This window comes from Evansella halocellulosilytica, from assembly GCF_002335745.1.
Classification (GTDB): Bacteria; Bacillota; Bacilli; order Bacillales; family Salisediminibacteriaceae; genus Bacillus_CA; species Bacillus_CA halocellulosilytica.
In genome coordinates this window covers 5,159,432-5,183,019 of the sequence record NZ_NIST01000001.1, presented here as the reverse complement: position 1 = coordinate 5,183,019, position 23,588 = coordinate 5,159,432, and the positions used below count along the sequence as shown (strand labels likewise).

At 39.9% G+C, this 23,588-nt stretch carries 20 protein-coding genes and 1 other RNA gene; 20 read left to right on the top strand and 1 reads right to left on the bottom strand.

All coding sequences use genetic code 11. The features are described from left to right. Nucleotides 1–29: 29 nt before the first annotated feature. The 18 genes from rnr (at nt 30) to CD001_RS24440 (ending at nt 20,996) form a co-directional block, all read left to right on the top strand. Nucleotides 30–2,354, top strand: a complete 2,325-nt coding sequence (gene rnr / locus CD001_RS24525) for a ribonuclease R (RefSeq protein WP_096190190.1) — start codon at nt 30–32, stop codon at nt 2,352–2,354. A gap of 297 nt (nt 2,355–2,651) precedes the next feature. Further along, nucleotides 2,652–3,125: an SsrA-binding protein SmpB gene (gene smpB / locus CD001_RS24520; RefSeq protein ID WP_096190189.1), complete on the top strand. Its 474-nt coding sequence runs from the start codon at nt 2,652–2,654 to the stop codon at nt 3,123–3,125. A 154-nt stretch (nt 3,126–3,279) separates the two neighbouring features. After that, nucleotides 3,280–3,646, top strand: a transfer-messenger RNA (tmRNA) gene (ssrA, locus tag CD001_RS24515). Nucleotides 3,647–3,980: 334 nt separating this feature from the next. Then, entirely contained in the window at nt 3,981–4,814 is an 834-nt protein-coding gene (locus CD001_RS24510) for a PRD domain-containing protein (RefSeq protein WP_096190188.1), read from the top strand. 215 nt (nt 4,815–5,029) lie between these two features. Continuing rightward, the gene (locus CD001_RS24505; protein ID WP_096190187.1) at nt 5,030–6,403 is read left to right on the top strand and encodes a sucrose-specific PTS transporter subunit IIBC; all 1,374 of its coding nucleotides are present in this window, start codon (nt 5,030–5,032) and stop codon (nt 6,401–6,403) included. 33 nt (nt 6,404–6,436) lie between these two features. After that, nucleotides 6,437–7,381: an aminoimidazole riboside kinase gene (locus CD001_RS24500; RefSeq protein ID WP_096190186.1), complete on the top strand. Its 945-nt coding sequence runs from the start codon at nt 6,437–6,439 to the stop codon at nt 7,379–7,381. A gap of 8 nt (nt 7,382–7,389) precedes the next feature. After that, a complete protein-coding gene (locus CD001_RS24495; protein WP_096190185.1) occupies nt 7,390–8,841 on the top strand; it encodes a glycoside hydrolase family 32 protein in 1,452 nt (483 codons plus the stop codon). Nucleotides 8,842–9,313: 472 nt separating this feature from the next. After that, nucleotides 9,314–10,072, top strand: coding sequence for a polyphosphate polymerase domain-containing protein (locus CD001_RS24490; RefSeq protein ID WP_096190184.1), 759 nt, complete (start codon nt 9,314–9,316; stop codon nt 10,070–10,072). Between the two features lie 4 nt (nt 10,073–10,076). Continuing rightward, nucleotides 10,077–10,754, top strand: a complete 678-nt coding sequence (locus CD001_RS24485; protein WP_096190183.1) for a DUF4956 domain-containing protein — start codon at nt 10,077–10,079, stop codon at nt 10,752–10,754. Nucleotides 10,755–11,052: 298 nt separating this feature from the next. Further along, the gene (locus CD001_RS24480) at nt 11,053–12,033 is read left to right on the top strand and encodes an ABC transporter substrate-binding protein (RefSeq protein WP_096190182.1); all 981 of its coding nucleotides are present in this window, start codon (nt 11,053–11,055) and stop codon (nt 12,031–12,033) included. Nucleotides 12,034–12,063: 30 nt separating this feature from the next. Next, entirely contained in the window at nt 12,064–13,077 is a 1,014-nt protein-coding gene (locus CD001_RS24475) for a FecCD family ABC transporter permease (RefSeq protein ID WP_096190181.1), read from the top strand. After that, nucleotides 13,074–14,111: a FecCD family ABC transporter permease gene (locus tag CD001_RS24470; RefSeq protein ID WP_096190180.1), complete on the top strand. Its 1,038-nt coding sequence runs from the start codon at nt 13,074–13,076 to the stop codon at nt 14,109–14,111. The genes CD001_RS24475 and CD001_RS24470 overlap by 4 nt, the downstream gene beginning before the upstream one ends. 16 nt (nt 14,112–14,127) lie before the next feature. Continuing rightward, nucleotides 14,128–14,952 (top strand): ABC transporter ATP-binding protein, encoded by an 825-nt coding sequence (locus CD001_RS24465; protein ID WP_096190179.1) that lies wholly within the window; start codon nt 14,128–14,130, stop codon nt 14,950–14,952. Beyond that, entirely contained in the window at nt 14,918–15,625 is a 708-nt protein-coding gene (locus tag CD001_RS24460; RefSeq protein ID WP_179298891.1) for an IucA/IucC family C-terminal-domain containing protein, read from the top strand. Before CD001_RS24465 ends, CD001_RS24460 begins: the two co-directional genes overlap by 35 nt. A gap of 222 nt (nt 15,626–15,847) precedes the next feature. Then, nucleotides 15,848–17,608 carry a C69 family dipeptidase gene (locus CD001_RS24455; protein ID WP_096190177.1) on the top strand — a complete coding sequence of 587 codons (1,761 nt, stop codon included), beginning with the start codon at nt 15,848–15,850 and terminating at the stop codon, nt 17,606–17,608. A 232-nt stretch (nt 17,609–17,840) separates the two neighbouring features. Further along, nucleotides 17,841–18,467 (top strand): TetR/AcrR family transcriptional regulator, encoded by a 627-nt coding sequence (locus CD001_RS24450; protein ID WP_096190176.1) that lies wholly within the window; start codon nt 17,841–17,843, stop codon nt 18,465–18,467. Between the two features lies 1 nt (nt 18,468). Next, nucleotides 18,469–19,386, top strand: coding sequence for an ABC transporter ATP-binding protein (locus CD001_RS24445; protein WP_096190175.1), 918 nt, complete (start codon nt 18,469–18,471; stop codon nt 19,384–19,386). Next, nucleotides 19,386–20,996, top strand: coding sequence for an ABC transporter permease (locus CD001_RS24440; RefSeq protein ID WP_096190174.1), 1,611 nt, complete (start codon nt 19,386–19,388; stop codon nt 20,994–20,996). Before CD001_RS24445 ends, CD001_RS24440 begins: the two co-directional genes overlap by 1 nt. Before the next feature lie 81 nt (nt 20,997–21,077). Here the strand turns inward: CD001_RS24440 and CD001_RS24435 are convergent, their stop codons facing one another. Then, entirely contained in the window at nt 21,078–21,686 is a 609-nt protein-coding gene (locus tag CD001_RS24435; protein WP_096190173.1) for a TetR/AcrR family transcriptional regulator, read from the bottom strand. Nucleotides 21,687–21,844: 158 nt separating this feature from the next. Between CD001_RS24435 and CD001_RS24430 the strand changes: the two genes are divergently transcribed. Further along, nucleotides 21,845–22,729, top strand: coding sequence for an ABC transporter ATP-binding protein (locus CD001_RS24430; RefSeq protein ID WP_096190172.1), 885 nt, complete (start codon nt 21,845–21,847; stop codon nt 22,727–22,729). Beyond that, the gene (locus tag CD001_RS24425) at nt 22,726–23,526 is read left to right on the top strand and encodes an ABC transporter permease subunit (protein ID WP_096190171.1); all 801 of its coding nucleotides are present in this window, start codon (nt 22,726–22,728) and stop codon (nt 23,524–23,526) included. The genes CD001_RS24430 and CD001_RS24425 overlap by 4 nt, the downstream gene beginning before the upstream one ends. Nucleotides 23,527–23,588 lie beyond the last annotated feature (62 nt).

Genomic DNA, 23,588 nt, shown 5'->3' with positions numbered 1-23,588 from the left:
AGTTCCCGTCGCGAAAGGAGCGATCAAACATGAGTATGACAAAAGATGAACTACTAGCGTATATGAAAAATGAAGCAGATAAACCATTAGCGATCTCAGATTTAGAAGATATCTTTGGACTTGATGACTCAAGTCAGTTCAAAGAGTTTGTGAAGCTGCTAAACGAATTAGAAGAAGCGGGGGAACTTGTACGCACTCGAAGTAATCGTTATGGTATTCCAGAAAAATTAAATTTGATCCGTGGAAATGTGATTATGCATCCGAAAGGATTTGCTTTCGTAAAAACAGATGAAGGATTTGATGATATTTACATTGCGGGTGCTGATATGAATGGAGCGATGAACAAAGACAAAGTTCTCGTTCGCCTTCATTCAGGCTCAAATGGAGCTAGACCAGAAGGAGCCATCATTCGTATTTTAGAAAGAGGAGTGACAACAACTGTAGGAACGTATGTCGATGATAAGCATTACGGGTTCGTTGTCACAGACGATAAACGGATACCAAATGATATTTTTATCCCGAAGAAAAAAGAAAAAGGGGCTGTCGACGGCCACAAAGTGCTCGTTCAGATTACGAAATACCCAGAAGGGAGAATGAGTGCTGAAGGGGAAGTTTTAGACATTCTTGGTCATAAAAATGACCCTGGTGTCGATATTTTATCAGTCATTTACAAGCATGGTCTTCCAGGTGAATTCGGTCAGGAAGTGATTGATCATGCCAATTCGGTACCTGATGAGATCAATCTTTCTGAAATTGAAAATCGTCGTGACCTTCGAGAAGAAACAATTGTTACGATTGACGGTGCCGATGCGAAAGATTTAGATGATGCTGTTCAAGTGAAAAAATTAGAAAATGGAAACTATATGCTCGGTGTACATATCGCCGATGTTTCCTATTACGTAGAAGAAGGTTCACCGATTGATGAAGAAGCGTTTGAAAGAGCGACGAGCTGTTATTTAGTTGACCGAGTGATTCCGATGATTCCACATCGTTTGTCAAATGGAATTTGCTCGTTAAACCCACAAGTGGACAGGCTGACATTATCGTGTGAAATGGAAATCACTCCAACTGGTGAAGTAGTGAACCATGACATTTTTCAAAGTGTCATTAATACGACAGAGCGTATGACGTATACAGATGTACGTAAGATTCTTCTAGAAGAAGATGAAGAAGTGATGAAGCGTTACGAAGAACTCATTCCATTTTTTAAACTGATGGAAGAGTTGGCAGAAGTTCTTCGAAAGAAACGATTTACCCGCGGAGCCATTGACTTCGACTTTAAAGAAGCAAAAGTGTTAGTCGATGGCGAGGGGACACCTACGGACGTTGTTATCCGTGAACGTTCTGTTGCTGAACGGTTAATTGAAGAGTTTATGCTTGCAGCAAACGAAACGATTGCTGAGCACTTTCATTGGATGAAGGTTCCGTTTATTTACCGTATCCATGAAGATCCGGATGAGGAAAAGCTGAACAAGTTTTTAGAATTCATTACGAATTTTGGGTATGTCGTCAAAGGAACGGCCAATACTGTCCATCCTCAGGCATTACAAAAGCTGCTTGAAGAAGTGAAAGGGGAGCCAGAGGAAGCGGTCATTAGTACGGTTATGCTTCGTTCGATGCAGCAAGCGAAATACGATCCGGAAAACATAGGCCACTTCGGGCTTTCAGCTGACTTCTACACACACTTTACGTCACCGATTCGCCGGTATCCGGATTTGATTGTGCACCGATTAATTCGTACGTATTTAATTGAAGGAAAAACGGGTGATAAAACGCAGCACAAATGGTCTGAGAAGCTTCCGGAGATTGCGAAGCATACTTCAGAAATGGAGCGCCGCGCTGAAGAAGCTGAACGTGAAACGGATGAGATGAAAAAAGTTCAATTTATGGAGGACAAAGTTGGCCAAGAGTTTGAAGGGATCATTAGTGGTGTAACAAACTTCGGACTATTTGTTGAGCTACCGAATACGATCGAAGGACTCGTCCATGTCAGTTACTTAACGGATGATTATTATCGTTATGACGAGCAGCATTATGCGATGATTGGTGAGCGAAGCGGAAATGTATTTCGAATTGGCGATGAGATCGAAGTCCGTGTCATAAATGTCAATGTCGAGGAAAGAATTATTGATTTTGAGGTTGTCGGCATGAAGCCTCGTAAAGTGAAGAAGCAAGATCGTCCACGTGTCATTGAAGGTGGAAAACGCCAGTCACGTAAGAAAAATAATAAACAGGACGGCATGAATCTCGGCGGTAAACCGAAAAAAGGCAAGAAGAAAAAGAAGGACCGCGGCGCATTTTACGAAAACGCACCGAAAAACAAACGCAAAAAAGGCAAAAAAAAGAAAAAGTAGAAGTGCCAGGCACTTCCCGAATATTGTCGAATAAAAGCTAGCGGATGTATTCCGCTAGCTTTACTAATGGGACCGTAGTCAAAAAATAGGTTGGCATATTTAAAGGAAAAAGCGATATTCGAATAGAAGATATAGTGAATCGCATATAGAGCGTGGAAAATCGCACATACAACGACTTCTTCCATAGTACTTGACTAAAAAGACCTTCATGTCTTTTGGAAATAACGAACAAATTGAACAGATTCAGCACATTTGGTATGATATAGGGACGAGCGAATGTGAAAGGATGCAGAAACAATGGGAAAAGGAACCGAAGGAAAACAAATCGCACAAAATAAAAAAGCACGTCATGATTATCATATAGAAGAAACATACGAAGCTGGACTTGTATTAACAGGTACCGAAATTAAGTCAATTCGCAATAGACGCGTAAACTTAAAGGATTCTTTTGCTCGTGTCAGCCGTGGTGAAGCATGGCTTCATAACTTGCATATAAGTCCGTATGAGCAAGGAAACCGATATAATCATGATCCTGTGCGAACACGTAAGCTGCTGCTGCATCGTAAGGAGATCAATAAGCTGATCGGCTTAACGAAAGAAAAAGGATATACACTCGTTCCACTTAAGATTTATATTAAAAACGGGTTTGCGAAAGTACTTATCGGACTCGGAAAAGGGAAGAAGAAGTACGATAAACGTGAAGACTTGAAAAAGAAGGCAGCAAAACGAGACATCGAGCGTGCGTTTAAAGATAGTCAGTTAGGACGCTAAACGATTGTCAGCCTTGGATGGCGTTACCATTTGACTGGGAACGGCTATATGTTATAATAGAATTTGTCGTTAGGAAAACAAACTGAATAACATAAACGATCTGTCCTAACGTTTTCCATTATAGTCGCAACGATATCAATTGCGATTCAATCATGGGGACGTTCTGGATTCGACAGGGATAGGTCGAGCTTAAGTGGCGAGCCGAGCTGGGTGTCCTCGTATAAAACGCCCATCGCCTATAGTTGGCAAAGAAGATAACAATTTCGCTTTAGCAGCGGCGTAAAAACCCTGCAGGCGGTTCCTCCCTTCATCGCCCATGTGAAGGATCAGGGACTCACTCTAAGTGGGATACGCCTTGAGTCCACCACCTGAGGACAATGGGAAGAGATGAATCAGGTTAGCCACACGGAAGCCTGTCTGTCGGCCGAAGTGATGGCGAATCGCCAATAGACCGACTACGCTCGTAGAAGCTTAAGTATCGTTATCTCTGGACGTGGGTTCGATTCCCACCGTCTCCACCATACATAAATATGGTGGTTTTTTATTATATTGTGACGTAAAGCATACGTTTACCGTTTGGAAAGCTTATGCTTTATTATATTTTAGGAAAACTACTTTATTATGGTTCTTATATATATGTTTGGGTTTCACAAATTCACAGCAATAAAAAGTACTTTTCACAGTTTCAATTTAAAGGGAAAAACAAATTAAGTTTGATTAATTATGCAAATATTAATTATACTTTATGCTCATCCGTTCGATAGGAAGAAGAGATATCGGGGAATGAATACCTAGCCTATCCACAGCTTTTTGTTCATGATAAAATAAAGAGAATGATGAACTCGGAGGAACAGGATGCGAATTTTTCGAATTCTAAATAATAATGCGATTGTTGTGATTGATGGACCGCATGAGAAAATTGTGATGGGTAAAGGGATCGCCTTTCAGAAGAAGAATAATGACATAGTTCCGAAGCATAAAATTGAAAAAATCTTCGTCCTGCACGAGCAGTCTTCAGAAAAATTCCAGCAGTTATTGACGACATTACCTGAAGCTCATATTGAATTGGCAGAACGGATTATTAGTTATGCAGAGGGACACCTAAAAGCACCGTTAAGCGATCATATTCATATTGCGTTAACTGATCATTTGTCATTTGCCTTAGAAAGAATAGGACAAGGCTTTGCCATTCAAAATAAGTTGAAAAATGAAATTAAGTTTCTATATAAAAAAGAATTCGAAGTCGGGTTATGGGCAAAAGAAGAAATTAAGAGGAAGCTAGGTATAGATATTCCACTTGATGAGGTTGCTCATATTGCCCTTCACGTTCATACAGCTAAGATGGACAGCCCGTCAATGAATGAATCGTTAGAAACGGCAACGATTTTAAGCGAATTTGTCGAGCAGGTGCAGCGAGTTACAGGATTGACCATTGAGGAAACAAGCATTAATTATCAACGACTCATTACTCACTTACTTTTTGCATTGAACCGAATACAAAAGGGAAGTGAGATTGAACCGATTGATGAAGAAATGTTTGAGTTGATTCAAAAGAAATATGAAAAGGCTTATCATTATTCAAGTAAGGTGATCGATTATTTAAATCAAGAGTTTGAACTGAATTTTCCACCTGCTGAGATTGCTTACATTGCTTTGCATATTCAGCGATTATTGCGGAGTGAATCATAACGTCGTGGTTGACGAGGTGTACATTCTATTGTAAACTAATTTTCAATTAACCAAATTTCATATTGGGGATTGTGACTGGTAATGCAGGCAAGACCTAAAGTACGTAAGTGAAGGAGTAGCTTACACGTTTAACGCTACTCGTTTAATCCATTTATGTATTTTAGGTCTTGTCTTTTTTAGTATTCAAAATAGAAAGAGCAGGGGGAAATAGTAGAATGAATTACAATGAAATTGCTGAACAGCTAGTTTCGTATTTAGGAGGAAAAGACAATGTTGTCAGTGCGACACATTGTGCAACACGGCTTCGTTTAGTCATTGAAGATGAGAGCCAAATTAACACGGAAGCGATTGAAGAATTAGAAGGAGTGAAAGGGGCTTTTTCTAGCTCAGGCCAATTTCAAGTTATTTTTGGAACAGGAACAGTTAATAAAGTGTTTACTCACTTTGCTCCTCTCGTTGGTGTAAATGTAGAGGAAGATGAGGAAAAGCCTACTTCACACGGTGAGGCAGTGAAGAAGAAAATGAATCCTTTCGCGAGGTTTGCGCGGACGCTTTCGAATATATTTGTTCCAATTATTCCTGCGATTGTCGCTGCTGGAATGCTCATGGGGCTTCTTGGGTTAATGGAAACGTATAATTGGGTCGATTCTGAGAGTGGCCTTTTTGTTCTGCTTGATATGTTTTCATCCGCTTCCTTTATTATTTTACCGATTTTAATTGGTTACAGTGCTGCGAAGGAATTTGGTGGGAATACTTATTTAGGAGCAGTTATTGGTGGGATTATGACCCATCCTGCTTTGCTTAATCCATGGGGACTTACAGATGCACAGCCTGAGACGTTAGATTTTTTTGGTTTTGGAGTCGAAATGCTAGGATATCAAGGAACCGTGATCCCGGTTTTACTAACCGTTTATGTGATGACGAAGATTGAAAAAGGGTTGCGTAAAATCATTCCGAATGTCGTTGATTTGTTGTTAACACCGTTTTTAACGGTCATTTTCACAGGATTTGTTGCTCTTTTAGTGATTGGGCCTATAGGACGTGGACTTGGTAATGGAATTACAGCGTTTCTTGATGTGATTTACAGTACGGCGGGGCCAGTTGCAGGACTGATCTTCGGTGGTCTTTATTCAACGATTGTTTTAACAGGGGTCCATCATAGCTTCCATGCAATTGAAGCAGAATTGCTTGTGAACATTGGTGGCAACTATTTATTACCGATTTGGGCAATGGCTAATATTGCTCAAGGTGGAGCAACATTAGCGGTTTTCTTTAAAACAAAAGTGAAAAAGACGAAGGAAATTGCATTACCAGCGTCCGTGTCTGCCTTCCTTGGCATAACGGAACCAGCTATTTTTGGAGTTAACTTAAAATATCGTAGACCGTTTATTGGTGCAGCTATTGGTGGAGCTTTTGGTGGAGCGTATGTTGTCTTTACACAAGTGATGGCAAACGGTATTGGTATTACAGGTGTGCCGCTCTTTGCGATCGTCCAAGATCCATTAAATTATGCGATTGCCTTTTTAATCGCGCTGTCTGCTGCATTTATTGCTACACTATTGTTAGGTTGGGATGAAGAGAAAAAGTAACACTGTTTCATAGAATCATGGGAGGATGCTTACATGAAAAAAGGAATTATATCACTCGGGGAAGCATTAATTGATTTTATTCCATTAGATCAAACGAATACGACGTATCAAAAAAGTCCTGGTGGCGCCCCAGCGAATGTTGCTGTTGGTATCGCACGTTTAGGCATAAAGTCAACGTTTGTTGGAAAGGTTGGCGATGATGTGCTCGGGCGCTTCTTACAAGTCACTTTACAAAATCATGGTGTACAGACACATCCGTTAGCCCTAACTGCAGAAGTTCCCACTGGAGTTGTTTTTGTGACAAATGCGGAGGATGGCGAGCGTGAATTTGATTTTTATATAAACCCAAGTGCAGACCGGTTTCTCACTCCATCTGATTTGGTAGAGGATGATTTTGATACTCACAAAATATTGCACTTTGGGTCCATTTCTATGATTGGAAGTCCAGCGAAGGAAACGACGGAAAAAGCAGTGAAGCTTGCTCGTGAGAAAGGGATGATTGTCTCGTATGATCCGAATTTGCGTTTAGCGTTATGGGAATCTGCGGAACATGCGCGTACGACGATCCAATCGATGCTTGCTCAAGTAGACGTATTGAAAATCTCTGAAGAGGAGCTTGAATTTATTACCGGTGAAACGGACATTGAGCAAGGGTTAGAAGTATTAAAGCAATACAAGATCCCTCTTATATTTATTTCATTAGGAGCAAAAGGAAGCTACGTATGTACAAGTGAAGGATTGAAGCATGTCCCAGCTATGCCTGTAAAAGCACTTGATACGACCGGAGCAGGAGATGCATTTGTTTCAGGAATCCTTTATCAGCTTCATGAATATGAAGGGGCGATTGAATCCATTTCTCTTGTTGAGGCAGAAAATATGGCTGCTTTTGCATCTGTATCAGGTGGATTAGCAGCATCGACGAAAGGGGCTATGACTGCATTACCGACATTAGAGGAAGTGAAAAAACAGCTGAAGTAGGTGAGGTAATGAGGATGGATCAAAAGTTACGAGCAGAAGTAAAGGAAGAAATGGCTAAGCATAAGGACTGTGTGGAGAAAGATCCGTATCGCCTGCATTATCACCTTATGCCACCAGTCGGTTTGCTGAATGATCCGAATGGTTTTATTCATTGGAAAGGAACGTATCATTTATTTTACCAATGGATGCCGTTTAAAACAGAGCATGGAGCTAAGTTTTGGGGGCATTATACGTCAAAGGATTTAGTGAATTGGCAGCATGAAGAGGTAGCCCTTACACCAGCAGAATGGTTTGAAAAAAATGGCTGCTATTCAGGTAGTGCAATTGAACATGAAGAAAAGCTCTACTTGTTTTATACAGGAAATGTGAAGGATGAGCACGGTCAGCGTGAATCGTATCAATGCTTGGCAACATCCGAGGATGGTTTCCATTTTGAAAAGCACGGGCCAGTTATTACATTACCTGAAGGATTTACAGCCCATTTTCGTGATCCGAAGGTTTGGCAGCAAGACGGGCGCTATTTTATGGTTGTCGGTGCTCAAACGGAGTCATTAAAAGGAGCTATCGCACTGTTTCAGTCAGGTGATTTACGAGATTGGACATTTGTCCGGACTCTGACAGGAGGAGATTCCGGAGCGTTAGCTAATTTCGGTTATATGTTTGAGTGTCCAGATTTGTTTCATCTTGATGGCAAGGACATTCTCATCTTTTCTCCTCAAGGGATAGAACCAGATGGTATGAAGTACAATAACGTCTACCAGGCAGGATATACAGTTGGTACGTTTGCTCCAGAAACAGGGGAATATGAGCATAATGAATTTGTCGAGCTTGATCGTGGCTTTGATTTTTATGCACCACAAACGACGATTGATGAACAAGGCCGCCGCTTGTTATTCGCTTGGATGAGTGTCCCTGATCAAAATGAGCAGCAGCATCCAACGATTAAGCATAAATGGATTCACACGATGACGATTCCCCGTCAATTACAACTTAAGGGGGACAAGCTTTACCAAATTCCAGCTAAAGAACTAGAACGTCTTCGTACTCATGATGCCGTGATAGACGATGTTGTGTTAAACAATGAAGTGAAGCAAATAAATGGGGTGAATGGTCAATCGATTGAGCTGTTCATGGAAGACATTGAGATCGAAGCGGGATGGTTTGACGTAACAATTAGTGATGCTGCGAGAATCATATATTCTAGTGAGCAACGTGTTTTGACGCTAGAACGTAAAAGCTATGTAAACGGTATCGTTGAGAAGCGCCAATGTAAGCTAGAGCAGCTACGTGATGCAAGACTATATATTGATACATCCTCGGTTGAATTGTTTGTAAATGATGGAGAGGAAGTATTTACGACTCGCTTTTATCCAACGAAAGATAATGAGGATGTTGTATTTGGTGCATCTGAAAAATGCCGGTTTTCGGTTAAGAAATGGACGTTAGCAAAGGTTTTTTAAGTATGTGATGTTGTTATTTAGGAAGGGGTTATTTTGGGAGGTTAGAAAAAACGCAATGAAAGCAGTGTTTTAGCGGCACTTAACTATTATCGAGGCTAAGATGTTTCCAGCATTTTAGTCTCTTTTTTCTGTTTTTAATTCGTATCTTTAATTATTCTAAAAACAGAAACTGCTTATATTTCCTCAAAACATTGAGTAGTGATCTATACCTTAGTTTTGATAGCGATCAGCGCCCTACAACCAAAATTTCTTCCCCACAATGTCGAGTGCAAAGTGATTCGATGAAATCTGATTCAATATTGACTTCAACTTCTTCTACATCTTTACAATCTTTACATCCCATTAACAAATTCATATATATTTCTAATCTTTTTCTCATTTTCTGCTCAGTAAAATCTTATAACGCCGCGTTAGGATATACTCAGACTTTCAAAATCACAATTATTCAGAGAAAGGACGAAAGGATGAAAACATGGCTATTGAAATTTTTAGGAGAAAGGAACAAAAGTATTTAATTACAACTGAACAATACAAGGAGTTAATTGATCAGATTTCTCCTTACATGCGCTCAGACAAATTTGGGATGGATGGCCGTTATACAGTGACAAGTCTTTATTTCGAAAGTCCGGACAATAAAATCTACTATGAAACGAAAAACAAGCTTACGTTTCGTCAAAAACTCCGTTTGCGAGTATATGATGAAACGGACATACATGGCACTGCTTTTTTTGAGGTGAAGCAGAAACATAAAAAAGTAGTGAACAAGCGAAGAATGCTTCTGCCATTATCAGAAGCGTATCGTTACCTCGAGGAACCGGATGTCTATCCACTCGAAACGTTTGTGACATCGAATCATCAAGTACTAAGAGAGATTGATTATTTTCGGAGGCTCTATAACTTAATGCCTGAAATGATCGTAAGCTATGATCGTCATGCTTTGCATGGTGTGGATGATCCTGAATTACGTATCACATTTGATTTTGATCTCCGCTGTAGAAATGAAAAGTTAAAACTTGAACAAGGTCCTTACGGGGAGTACTTTATTGATAAAAATCTCGTCGTGCTTGAAGTGAAAGTGAATGACAGTGTCCCGCTTTGGTTAACACGTATTTTGCAGGGAGTCGATTGTGAACAAAGAAGTGCATCAAAGTTTTGCACGAGCTCGGAGTTATTAAAAGAGGTCGGTCTTCCACATGGTGTGGAAAAAGAACCAATATCAATCGGAGGATGATAACATGGATTTTATAAATCAAACTTTTATCAATAGTGAACTAGAACCAACTTTCTGGAGGAGTTTGCTCGCAATGGGCTTAGCAACCGTCCTTAGTTTATTAATAACGAAAATTTATCAAATTACGTTTACGGGGGAAAAGTATTCCCAGAATTTTGTCCATACGATCGTCATGATGAGTGTTGTCGTTTCCGTCGTCATGACCGTTGTCAGTGGAAATGCAGGGGTTGCTTTTGGATTATTTGCTGTCTTTTCGTTGATTCGTTTCCGAAGTGCTGTAACAGATGCTAAAGACATTGCCTATATTTTCTTTGGCTTATGTGTAGGGATGACCTGTGGACTTTATCAATTTAATCTAGCTATCTTATTAGCTTTATTTGCAAGTTTATTATTTTACTTGCTTTATAAGTATGAATACGGAAAAGGGAAAGATACACAAATTTTAAAAGTAACGGTTCCAGAGAATTTAAATGATGAAAACTTATTAGATGATGTATTACAAACGTATACGATAAGCAACAGTCTACGTCAAGTAGAAACAACAAACCTTGGCACGATGATCCTATATACTTATGCGATCCGCTGTAAGGATAACACGAAAGACAAAGAACTGCTAGATCGGATTCGAGAGAAGAATGCTAACTTGAAAGTTTCTCTCTCATATGTAGAAAGAGAAGGATAAGAACATTTTGAATTAGCCCCGTTACTGGGGTTAATTTTTTTACGTAAAAAGTTGAATGAGGCAATAGTAGGTGGTGAAATCGTATGTCGAAACTATTTCTCCCCACCTATACTTTATTTTTATTGATGGTTTTTGACTTCCTTTTTGATCACTCGCTATAGAAGCTTATTTGAAGAGTTGTATTGTTCTTAAAAAAGAAAGAGTGTGAAAGTTTTCCAAAAATAATATTGACCATAAACAATATCACCTATATAATCGGTAATGATAATCATTATCAATTAAATAGGAGTGAAGTAAAATGTTAAAAAAGAGAAGTCTTTTCTCTTTGCTTTCAGTATTAGTCCTAATGGTTTTGCTAATAGCTGCTTGCGGAACAAATGAGGAAGGGGCACATGGGGAAGGAGAAACGGCTGATAATGAGCCTTCTTCTGAAGAAATTAGAGTAGTAGAACATGCCATGGGGGAAACAGAAGTCACAGGAACCCCTGAAAGGATTGTTACATTGTATCAGGGTGCAAATGATACGGTGGCAGCACTTGATATAAAGCCTGTTGGCATTGTGGAATCATGGACACAGAAGCCGGTTTATGAATATTTAAGAAATAATCTTGAAGGAGTTGAAATTGTCGGTGAGGAAACTCAACCAAACCTTGAAGCAATCGCTGAACTTGATCCAGATGTCATTATAGCGACAAAAACTAGACATGAGGAGATATATGAAGATCTCTCCGTTATCGCTCCAACGGTTGTAGGTGAAGAAGTATATAAATGGAAAGAGACACTTGAAATGATCGGTCAGGCACTAAATAAAGAAAATGAAGCGAATCAACTTCTAGCTGAGTATAATGAGCGAATCGAGCATTTCAAAGAAGAAATGGGTGACGCTCTTCCGATTGAAGCAGCCATCACGAATTTCCGTGCTGACCATGCTCGGATTTTTTACATGGGATTTGCTGGGGAAATTTTAAAAGATGCTGGATTTGAACGTCCGGAAGGACACGACAATCCAGATGAGTGGGGTATAAAATTATCATCCAAAGAAAGTATTCCAGAAGCTGATGCAGAAATCATCTTTAATTTTAACTCAGGAACAGAAACAGAGCAGATAGAAGCAACCTATGAAGAATGGACAAGCCATCCACTATGGCAAAGGCTTGATGCAGTTGAAAATGATCAGGTTCACATGGTAGCAGAAGAAACTTGGAATGCTGGTGGCGGTATTAATGCTGCAAATCTCATGCTTGATGATTTGTATGAAATTTTTGATGTAGAGAAATAGTGAAAACTGACATTGGAAGAGTTGAAAGAGATGAGAAATGTTTTTGCAAATAAGAGGGTGAGAATAACAATTCTCATCCTAATGTTTATTTTATATTTACTATCTTTTGCTGCTAGTATTATTTTGGGATATACGCCTGTAACTGTCGATCAAGCAATTTCCTCATTCTTATCTTACGATGAAGAATCAATTGAACATATTGTCGTTCTATCAGATCGTTTGCCTCGTGCAATCATTGGTTCGGTAGTAGGAGCAAGCTTAGCAATAGCAGGTACACTTATGCAAGCGCTGACGAGAAATCCTCTAGCATCTCCAAGCATATTTGGCATTAATCAAGGGGCGATTTTTTTTATCGTGATCGGTATTGTCTTTTTCTCTGTTTCATCGTTACTCTCCTTGATGAGTTTAGCTTTTCTTGGCGCAGCAGTTGCGGCAATCGTTGTTTATTTTCTCGGTTCTCTAGGGCGAGACGGGCTAACACCAATAAAAATCGTCCTTGCTGGAGCAGCAATGAGTGCACTGTTGCAATCTTATACGCAAGGGATTCTCGTATTTGACGAAGCAGGATTGCAGGATGTTTTGTTCTGGTTAGCTGGTTCAGTCAGCGGACGCTCCCTTGATATGTTGTTTCCGATACTTCCATTAATAGGTACAGCCATGATCATTACTTTATTTATGGGAAAAGCGATTAACTTGCTTGTGACGGGGGATGACATTGCAAAAGGAATGGGACAAAATGTAGCTCTTTTAAAAGCCATGATGGGAATTATTATCGTCCTGTTAGCAGGTAGTTCAGTCGCGGTGGTCGGTGCTGTCGGGTTTATCGGACTTGTCATTCCACATATTGCGCGATTTTTTGCCGGTAATGATTACCGCTGGGTCATTCCTTTCTCAGCCATTCTCGGAGCTATATTACTCGTAGGGGCAGATGTGATGGCGCGTCTTGTAATTATGCCTCAGGAAGTTCCAATCGGTGTTATGACAGCGATTGTCGGTGGACCTTTCTTTGTGTATATCGCACGGAGAGGGGTGTCTAAACTATGAAACAACCTTTTACTGTAAGAAATAAGATCTTTTCTTTTCAAATAGATAGAAAGCCTGCATTTATTATTGTTATCCTTCTTCTTGCTGTACTATTCGCTTGTATTATAGGTCCGTCACTCGGATACAGGCTGCTTAGTCCAGTCGAAGTCATTCAAACTATTTTCGGTAACAGTAATGAAGGAAGTGAATTTATCGTATTTCATTCACGACTTCCTCGCACATTAGTATCTTTACTAGTTGGTGCAGCTCTAGGTGTTTCGGGAGTGATATTACAAGGGGTTGTGAGAAACCCATTAGCAGCTCCAGATATTATTGGTGTAACCGGTGGTGCCTCAGTTGCAGCGGTTGGATTTCTAACCTTTTTATCCGGAACTGTCAGCATTGGATGGTTACCAGTAGCAGCTATTACAGGTGCTTTGCTTGTTTCGTTTCTTATTTATATTCTTGCCTGGAAAAGTGGGATTACTCCGATCAGGCTTGTGTTAATTGGAATCGGGATATCAGCCATCATGGGGGCGGGGACAACATTTATGATTGTTGCCAGCTCTGCCATAACAGCCAATCAAGCGTATCTTTGGCTGACGGGAAGTATTTATGGAGCTTCGTGGGATGATATTTATGCGATGCTCCCAATCCTATTACTGTTCATTCCGATAACACTCATATTCTCTAATAGTTTGAATTCACAACAGCTTGGAGATGACACTGCTGCGGGACTCGGTGTTCGCATTCAAGTTGACCGTCTCATTTTATTGTTTATTAGTGTTGTCTTAGCCGGATCTGCTGTCGCTATAGCCGGAGCTATCGGTTTTGTCGGGTTAATTGCTCCCCATATCGCCCGTACACTAGTCGGTCGGACGTATGGTAGTTTGATTATTGCATCAGCACTTGTGGGAGCTTTGCTATTATTTGCGGCTGATCTAACAGCCAGAACCATGTTTTATCCAGTTGATATACCAGCTGGAGTATTTACAGCAGGAATAGGGGCACCATTTTTCCTCTACTTATTGTATAGAAACCGGAACCAATTCTAAGAAGGAGGCTTTTTCAATGCAATATTTGCAAGCAAAAGATCTGACATTTTCTTATGAAGAGCATCCGATTTTAAACGATTTGTCTATCGATATACCAGAAGGACAAATTACCGTTTTTATCGGTGGGAATGGTTGCGGAAAGTCTACCTTGCTGCGAACGATGGCTCGTTTGCTGCGTCCAATAAAAGGAGCGGTACTTCTTAAAGGTGAAGAAATATTTCGTCTTAAAACGAAAGAAGTTGCTAGAAAGATGTCCATACTTCCGCAAGGTCCAATCGCTCCAGAGGGATTAACGGTCGAACAGCTCGTTCGCCAAGGAAGGTACCCTCATCAGACTTGGTTAAAACAATGGTCCCTAGAAGATGAAACAATGGTTGCTAAGGCTTTGGCAGCAACAAATATGAGTGGTTTAGCTAATCAGTCTGTGGACTCTCTTTCTGGGGGGCAGCGTCAACGTGCTTGGATTGCCATGACACTTGCACAAGGAGCAAGTACGCTGCTGTTGGACGAACCAACGACCTATTTAGATATGACTCATCAAATTGACGTTTTAGATTTATTATATGATCTAAATAAAACAGAAGGTCGTACAATCGTGATAGTTTTACACGATGTGAATTTAGCAAGTCGCTATGCACATCACCTTGTTGCAATTCAAGATCAAACGGTCTATGCGAAAGGGAAACCAGAAGACATAATGGATGAAGAACTGATCCAACGTGTATTTGGGTTGAATTGTCGTATTGTAGAAGATCCATTGTTTGGGACACCTATGGTTATACCACATGGAAAGGGACGAAAAACTAATGAACGAATCACTGTTGGCGAACGAGCAAGGTGACACAATAACCGCACTTGAATTAACTGATGAAAAGAAATGTAAAGACTATTTAAACAAGGTAACAGAAAAGATACAATCACCATCTTTGATGGTTACTGCATCTCAATTTTCAAAGCAATATGCTCGTTTTATTACGACCCCTGCTTTTTCGACGATGACGTTACAAGAAAAAGGATTCGATGTTTCATTAGAAAACAGTGTTCTTAAGACAGATTGGTCAGGGGCAAATTGGAACAAAGAAATCGATTTTATGAAAGAACGTACGTGGGACATTCCGAAAAGAAAAATTGGGCGTGAGGATATTGTAAACAAGGTATTTGCGAATCACTTGTCGCAAGTTTGGAGAACGATTGCAAACGTTGCTAACGTGCCAAAGCTCATTTTATGGGAAAACACTGCCGTTCGTATCTTTTCGTTGTACGAGAAAAAATTACAAGAGAATGCATCGTCGTCTGATAAGAAGCGAATTGAGGAAGACCTAGATTACCTCGTACATGAGGCACCTGGCAGTTTATTTGGAGAAAAGAGAAATCCGCTAAAGCAATTTTTTCAGCCAAAAAGAGGAGATAAGGATGGTGATGTTGTTCGAGAGCGTCAAACATGCTGTTTTTATTATGAAATTTGTAACGGGGAGAAATTTTGCTCTGTTTGTCCGAAACAGCCAAAAAAATAGGGAATATAGTGGAGGCTGTCCAAAAAACTGTATATGAGAAAAACGAGCTGGAATTTGACTAAACATATCCAAGCTCGTTTTTTCTATCTTATTTATAACTCAAGCTTCGATCATGCAATATGAATCTTCCTCATCAAGCAATATATGAAGCTGTCAAGAATGAAAATAATTCCATATCAATTTGGTTACACTAACCGACATCAAAGTGAGGTGAGTCATATTATGAAAAAATGTAACTGGTTGTTCGTTCTTTTATTGTTAGGGTTGATAACTTTATTAGGTGGTTGTGGGGGAGAAGAGGAGCCTCAGGCACAGGAATTTGGAAAAAGAGAAGATCTGGCTGGACAGGTAGAAAAAGCTCGAGGTAAAGATTATCCTGCAATACAGGAAAAGAGTATTGGTTTTTATGTAGGCAGCGAACTGACAGAGGATGGCTCAACACTTCTTGGAGGGTTCGGTCACGAACCATCCAGCCATTGGATTGATATTGTGCCTGCTCAAGATCATCCTGATGGAGCGGAGATTGAAGTTGGCGTGACAGAAGATGCGAGGCTTCCTGGTGAACGAAGTACAATTCCGCAGGTGGAGAATACCTACAAGTATATTAGTTCAACATATTCTGAGTTTGCGGGATTTCCACCTCCACTTACGAACGGGGGCTTGAATGAGCACGGTGTGGCAGGTCGTGATATATTTTCACCATCTCGTGAAGAACTTGTCGAAATGACACCAGAAGATCAGACTGGACCTAATTATAGCGACCTTTCACGTATTGCAATGGAGCGTGCGACAACAGCTCGTGAAGCAGTTGAGATCGTCGGTGAACTGATCGATGAGTTTGGGTATTCAACTTATGGGGGAAATTCCCACATGTTTGCAGATAAAAATGAAGGCTGGGTATTTATTAATTTTGCTGGAGGACAAGGCTTATGGGCAGCAGAGCGCTTAGGTTCAGATGAGGTACGCGTAAACTATCCAGGCTACATTCATGAATTTCCGGTTGATTTTAATAATGACGATGATTTTATGGCTTCTGATAACATTGTTGAATTTGCACAAGAACAAGGTTGGTGGGACCCTGAAGAGGATGACCCTGACTATATGAATTTGCAAGATGTTTATGGAGAACCATTTCCAGGTGAGGACGTAGATAAGGAAGAAGATCATTATTTTTCAGAACGCATACCTCCTGAGCGGGAGGAAGAGATTAAAGAGATGGCACCAGTCAGTCTGGAAGGTATGCTTGCCCTCGTACGTGACCCACGTTGGTCTAATGACTTCTCCGGGTATGGGCACGTTGCTCATTTACGTCAGAACATTCCTAATGACTTGCAGACACTTTGGCTTGCGACGACTGGGGCAGTAAGCACACCATATGTTCCAATTCCTATTGCAACCGACAATGTACCTGCTGAATTTGCACAGCATAGATATTTAACAAAAGGAGCAGATGCAGAGTTCCTTGATGCAGATTATGCGCCTCAAGAGGCTACTCGTTATGCTGTACGTGAGTTCAAACGATTAATGTACTACACGTGTGATCATCCGGAAGACTTCCTACATTATGTCACGGGACAAATCGAAAATTTTGAGCGTGAGTTAATCGATGAGCGCGAGCAGATTGAATCCGAAGCAAAAACCTTAATCAACGATGAAAAGGAAGAAGAAGCTAGAAAGTTGATTACAAAAAATGTAGAGGAACGTTTGCTGGAAAGTCTAGAACTCGGTATGAGACTTACTGATGAGGTAGAAGCAGAAACAAAAGAACGTTATGGGATACGTGAACCAGAGGGAACGGACACTGATGGGGATACGACTCCGCCACCAAGTCAGTCAATGAATATGGAAGGTGATAACAGAGTCTCTTGCTATCGACTTGAACTTGATGAATACCCTCGTGAACATGGAGTGTACAGTGATGCGGTACTGAACAAGGAAAATAAACAAAGTGAAAAAGACAATGAATCCTCCTCTGAAGATTAATCATGTCATGATTGCAGAAAAAAGGCGTAAGTTATTAAAAAGCAACCATTCATTATAAATAGACAATCCCTGCTATGAGTCTTTTCATACCGGGGATTGTGTTTTGATTTTACAAAAATTATTCTTGACCACAGTGGTCCGCCATGATATATTTTAGTCACAGGCAGACCGGACCGGTCTGGTCTTTCCGGAAGAAAACTATTTTTATTGATCAAGGAGAAAGGAGGCTGTCATGGTATCATCATCATTTTTCAATCTAGATCCAGAAAAACAGCAACGAATTATCAATGCAGCCATGAATGAATTTAGCAAAAAAGGATATAAGCTCGCATCTACAAATGAGATTGTGAAAGAAGCAAGTATCGGAAAAGGGAGACTATTCCATTACTTTAATAGTAAAAAGGAGTTATATTCTTTCTTACTTGAACAAGCGAATGACATCATTGAAGAAATATTAGCTGAAATTGACCTGACAGAGACTGATTTTTTTGAACGCATCAATCAATTAGGGGAAATTAAATACAACATTTATAAAAAACATCCGGATCTATTTCAGTTCCTTCAAGCGTTTAATCAAGAAGACGATCCAGAAGTGAAAGAGGATTTGGAAAAAATGAAAGAAAGCACTTTAGCGACTGGTTTTGAAAGAATGTATGAAAATATCGATTTTTCAAAGTTCCGGGACGATATTGACCTCGAAAAAACGATCAATATTATCAACTGGACGATGCTAAGTTTTGGGGAAAAGCAAATAACCAGTATTGATACGATCGAAGATTTTGGAAAAGAACAGATGAATGAATGGAAAGAGTATTTAGAAATCATGAAACGCTGTTTTTATAAACAGGAGGAGATGTAAAATGTCCATTATTCAAATAAACAATTTAACGAAGGACTATGGAAGTGTGCGTGCTCTTGATGGATTGAATCTTGAAGTGCGTAAAGGCGAGGTCCTAGGATTTATCGGTCCGAATGGGGCGGGCAAGTCGACGGCAATTCGCGTTCTGCTCGGACTTTTGCGAAAGACGGACGGGGATGTTCGGATGTTTGGGCGTGATCCTTGGAACGATGCGGTTGAACTTCACCGATGTATCAGTTATGTTCCTGGCGATGTTCATCTATGGCCAAATTTAACAGGTGGGCAAGCAATTGATCTTTTCGGAAGATTGCGTGGAGATATGGATAAAAATCATCGAGATCAATTATTGAAGCGCTTTGATTTGGATCCGACAAAAAAGTGTCGGACTTATTCTAAGGGGAATCGGCAAAAAGTCGCACTTGTTGCAGCGTTTGCATCAAAAGCAGATTTATTCATTCTTGATGAGCCGACATCTGGGTTGGACCCGTTAATGGAAAATGTGTTTCAGGAATGTGTTGCCGAAGTCAAGGCACAAGGTAAGACGGTCTTATTATCGAGTCATATTTTAGCAGAAGTAGAAAAGCTTTGTGATCGTGTCGCAATTATTCGAGAAGGGAAAATTGTTGAATCTGGTTCACTTGACGAGTTACGTCATTTAACGCGTACATTATTTACAGTTGAAACTGGCCAGCAAATCGTTGGAATTGAAAAACTATCAGGCGTTCATGATGTGAACGTCGAGGGGAAAAAAGCAGTATTTCAAGTTGAGTCCTCTGAAATTGATCGAGTGCTTAAATATTTGATGCAGTTTGAAATCAAGGCACTTACGAGCACACCGCCTACTTTAGAAGAATTGTTTATGCGTCATTATGGGGAAGGTACGAATGCGGGAGCAGCTGTACAAGGTGGTGGAAAGTAATGAAAAATCAGCAGTCATTTACAGGTACATGGACATTGCTTCGCTTTATGCTAAGACGGGATCGCATTCAGCTTCCGATTTGGATATTAGGCATTACGATCGCCCTTGTAGGGACGCTTGCTGCTTATGATAATCTTTATGATAATGAAGCCTCTCAACAAGAGTCAGCACAAATGATGGCCAGTCCCGCAGCGATTTCGATGACTGGACCTGAATTTTATTTAGAAGATTATACGCTTGGAGCAATGATGGGACATCAAATGATCGGCTATACGGCGATTGTCGTAGCTTTAATGAGTGTCCTTCTCATTGTTCGTCATACACGTAAAGAAGAAGAAACAGGCAGGACAGAATTAGTACGTGCGTCTGTAACTGGAAGGCATGCAAGTTCTACAGCTGCCCTTATTCTTGCAGTTGGAACAAATATTGTCCTCGCTATTGTCGCTGCAATAGGGCTCGCTTCAACTGGAGCTGAATCGATTACGTGGGAAGGATCATTTTTGTTCGGTGCTGCGTTAGCATCAGTTGGAATTGCCTTTTCTGGATTGACATTGTTTATCGTTCAATTAATGGAGAACGCTCGAGGAGCAATTGGAATTAGTGCAGGGATGATCGCAGTTGCATATACACTTCGTGCCATCGGTGATATGGGAGAGGAGTTTCTATCATGGCTTTCACCAATAGGATGGGCACAGCAAACAGCGGTCTATGGTGATAATCTTTGGTCACCACTCCTGCTATCTGTAGCATTTGCTTTTTTATTTGTCGCAATTGCTTATCCACTAAGTACGAAGCGGGATGTCGGAGCAGGAATGCTTCCTCCACGAAAGGGGAAGGCGTCTGCATCTAATTTGTTAACGAAACCGATCGGTCTTGCTTATCGATTACAACGGACACATGTAATTGTTTGGAGTATTGGTATCTTTTTACTTGGGGCAAGCTATGGGACATTCATTGGTGAAGCAGAGGCTTGGATCGATTCAATGGGCGACTTGGCGGAAAATATGCTTCCAGGTATGGATAAAGGTGTCCTAGCTGACAGTTTTGCCGCAATGTTCATGTCAGTTACCGTCGTGATCGCGACAATCCCGGTCCTTCAAAGCATTTTGCGGATTAGAGGCGAAGAAAAAGAAGGGCGTTTAGAAGGAATGTTAGCCGGTGCTTTATCGCGCTATCGGCTATTAGGAAGCTATCTCATTACGGCAGTACTAAACTCAATCCTTATACTATTTATGGCAGGATTAGGTATGGGATTAGCCGGAAGTATGAGTATGGATGAATCTAGATATTTTGGTGATCTTATTTTAGCTGGATTGTCTTATGCTCCTGCACTTTGGGTAACGGTCGGAGTTGCTCTTGTGTTAATTGGAATCATTCCAAAAGCAGCAACATTCAGTTGGGCCGTTCTTATTTTTTCTTTTCTCGTCATCTATCTCGGTGGTGCACTTCAAATGCCAGAATGGTTAATGAGCGTATCACCATTTCATCACGTATCGCGTTTTCCTATTGATGATCTAAACTGGACTCGGCTCCTCTGGTTAACCGTTGTTGCAATTGGACTAGTGATAATTGGGATGTACAATTATCGACGACGAGACCTTAAAATGTAACAGTAATAAGGAATCCGATGAAATGAGATGATTCTCCTTCATCGGATTTTTACATTCTCAATATTTGTAATCATATAATGATTAATTTTCATTCTTCTCCTCAGGATTCCTCAATAATCCATAAAAGAATAATTTAGCTAGGTCGTTAGCCAACTTTGAATTTTTCCCTTTATCATTCGTGAATTGTAAGTTATCACTTGCTTTCTTAATGATTTCTAAATAGTGAATGATCGATTCAGTCGCGATATCGGGATCAATATACCCAAGCTTTTTTCCTTCTTCAAAAAAATGAATAATATGAGGGAAAAATTCTTGATAAATGTCGCCGATTATATTTTTTAGTTCAGGGTAGCCATTCATCAAATTACTCATAAAATCCGGATTTATTTTACCAGAGAAATCCGACGTTTCCATGATCATCTTTTCGATTTTTTCATGAAAGGTTAAATCGTCTCGTTTGGTGGTCTCTATTCGATTTTCCCACTCTTCTCTAAAAAAAGAAGCAATTACCGTTTTGACTAATTCTTCTTTTGTCCCGAAGTGATTATAAATTGTCACTGGTGAAACATTTGCTTTCTTCGCTATTTCAGAAAGACTTACTTTATCAATTCCATACTCTATAAAAAGCTCAAAAGCTACATGCTTGATTGCTTCTTTCTTCTTCTTCGTTCTTAGTTGATACCCATCCAACGTCTATCACCTCTTCATTATCATAGCTTACGTTTTGAATAAATTCAAACTAATCTATTCAAAAAGTTATTGACATATTTTTGATTAGGTCATATTATGAATAAAGTGATATAAAATTATTCATATTATTCATTTAATAGAAAGAGGTGGCAGATCGTATGAGCATTCAATTAAACAATTTGTCCAAACGATTTCCGAATGGCAAGGGCTTGTTTGATGTCACATTTGAAGTGGAAAAAGGAGAAGTGTTTGGCTATTTAGGACCTAATGGAGCAGGGAAGTCAACGACAATTCGTCATTTAGTCGGATTTATGAAGCCAACGAATGGTTCGAGCAAAATAAATAATTTAGATTGCTGGAAGCAAAGTGCTGAAATTCAGAAATATATAGGATACCTGCCTGGAGAGATTGCGTTTATTGAAGGGTTAAATGGTTTAGAAACGCTAAAGCTTTTAGGTGACATGAGGGATATGAAAGATGTATCGCGCCGTAATCAACTCATTGAACGTTTTCAATTTGATGTGAAGACCCCGATTAAGAAAATGTCAAAAGGGATGAAGCAGAAAGTCGGAATTGTCGCAGCGTTCATGCATGATCCTGAGATTTTAATTTTAGATGAACCGACCTCTGGATTGGATCCGTTAATGCAAAATGAATTTATCCAATTGATTTTAGAAGAGAAAGCTAGAGGAAAAACGATTTTAATGTCATCACATTTATTTGAAGAAATTGAAAGAACGTGTGATACGGTAGCCATTATTAAAGATGGGTACCTCGTTACGGTCGAGGATATTCAACAAATACAAACAGATCAGCAAAAGCAATTTAACATTAAAGTGAAAAGTCATGAAGATATCGCTTTGCTCAAGCAATCAGAGCTAAACATTTCTTCAATTGATCATTTTAACGTAACGATTGAGGTTCAAGGGAATTATGAAGAATTAGTCCAATTGTTATCTCAATGTGGAATTACAAATATCGATATGACGAGACAAAATCTCGAAGACATGTTTATGAATTATTATGATCGGAGGGGACAATGATGTTAAATATTCCTCTATTAAAAACATCATTCAAAAAAACAAGTAAACTCATGATCGGATTAACGGTTTTAATTAGCTTTTATTTATTAGTAACTGCTGGAATGTATGATCCGAGTGGAGAGACCGATTTAATGGAGGCATTACCTGAAGCGATGAGGGATGTTCTCGGGATGGAGATTGGGCCACAAACGATTGAAAGTTTCCTCTCTACTGGGTTCTATAATGCGTCCTTTCTCATTTTCATGGTGATTTTTAGTCTTCTCGTTGCGAACCAACTTTTAGTCACATTAGTTGATCGAGGATCAATGGCATACTTGTTAACGACACCAGTAGCAAGAAAAAAAGTAGCATTTACACAAGCGGCGGTTCTCGTAATAAGTATATTGTTCATTTCAACCGTGACGATGGTTGTTGGCGTTTTTGGAATAAATGTGATCGTAAGTGATGCTGACCTGCATCTTTCTACGTTCTTGCAAATAAATGTTCTTGCCTTTCTTCTCTTTTTCGTTATTGGCGGTTACGCGTTTTTATTTTCATCGATCTTCAATGAAACGAAGAAGGCGTTTGCTGCATCGGGCGGGTTAACACTGATCTTTTATATGTTAAATATCTTCGCAAATACAGGTCAGGATGTCGGCTGGTTAAAGTATTTTACGCTTTTTTCAGTCTTTCAACCGTTAGAAATTGTCAATGGAACGATGAACGTATTCCTAGCTTCCATCGGTCTTGGTGCAGCAGGGATTCTTCTCTATTTCGTAAGCATTGCTATATTTAGTAAAAGAGATTTGCCGTTATAAGTGAATTGATTTTTATGAAGCAGAACTACGGCCGGCTGTTGAGAAAAAGTACCTCAACAGCC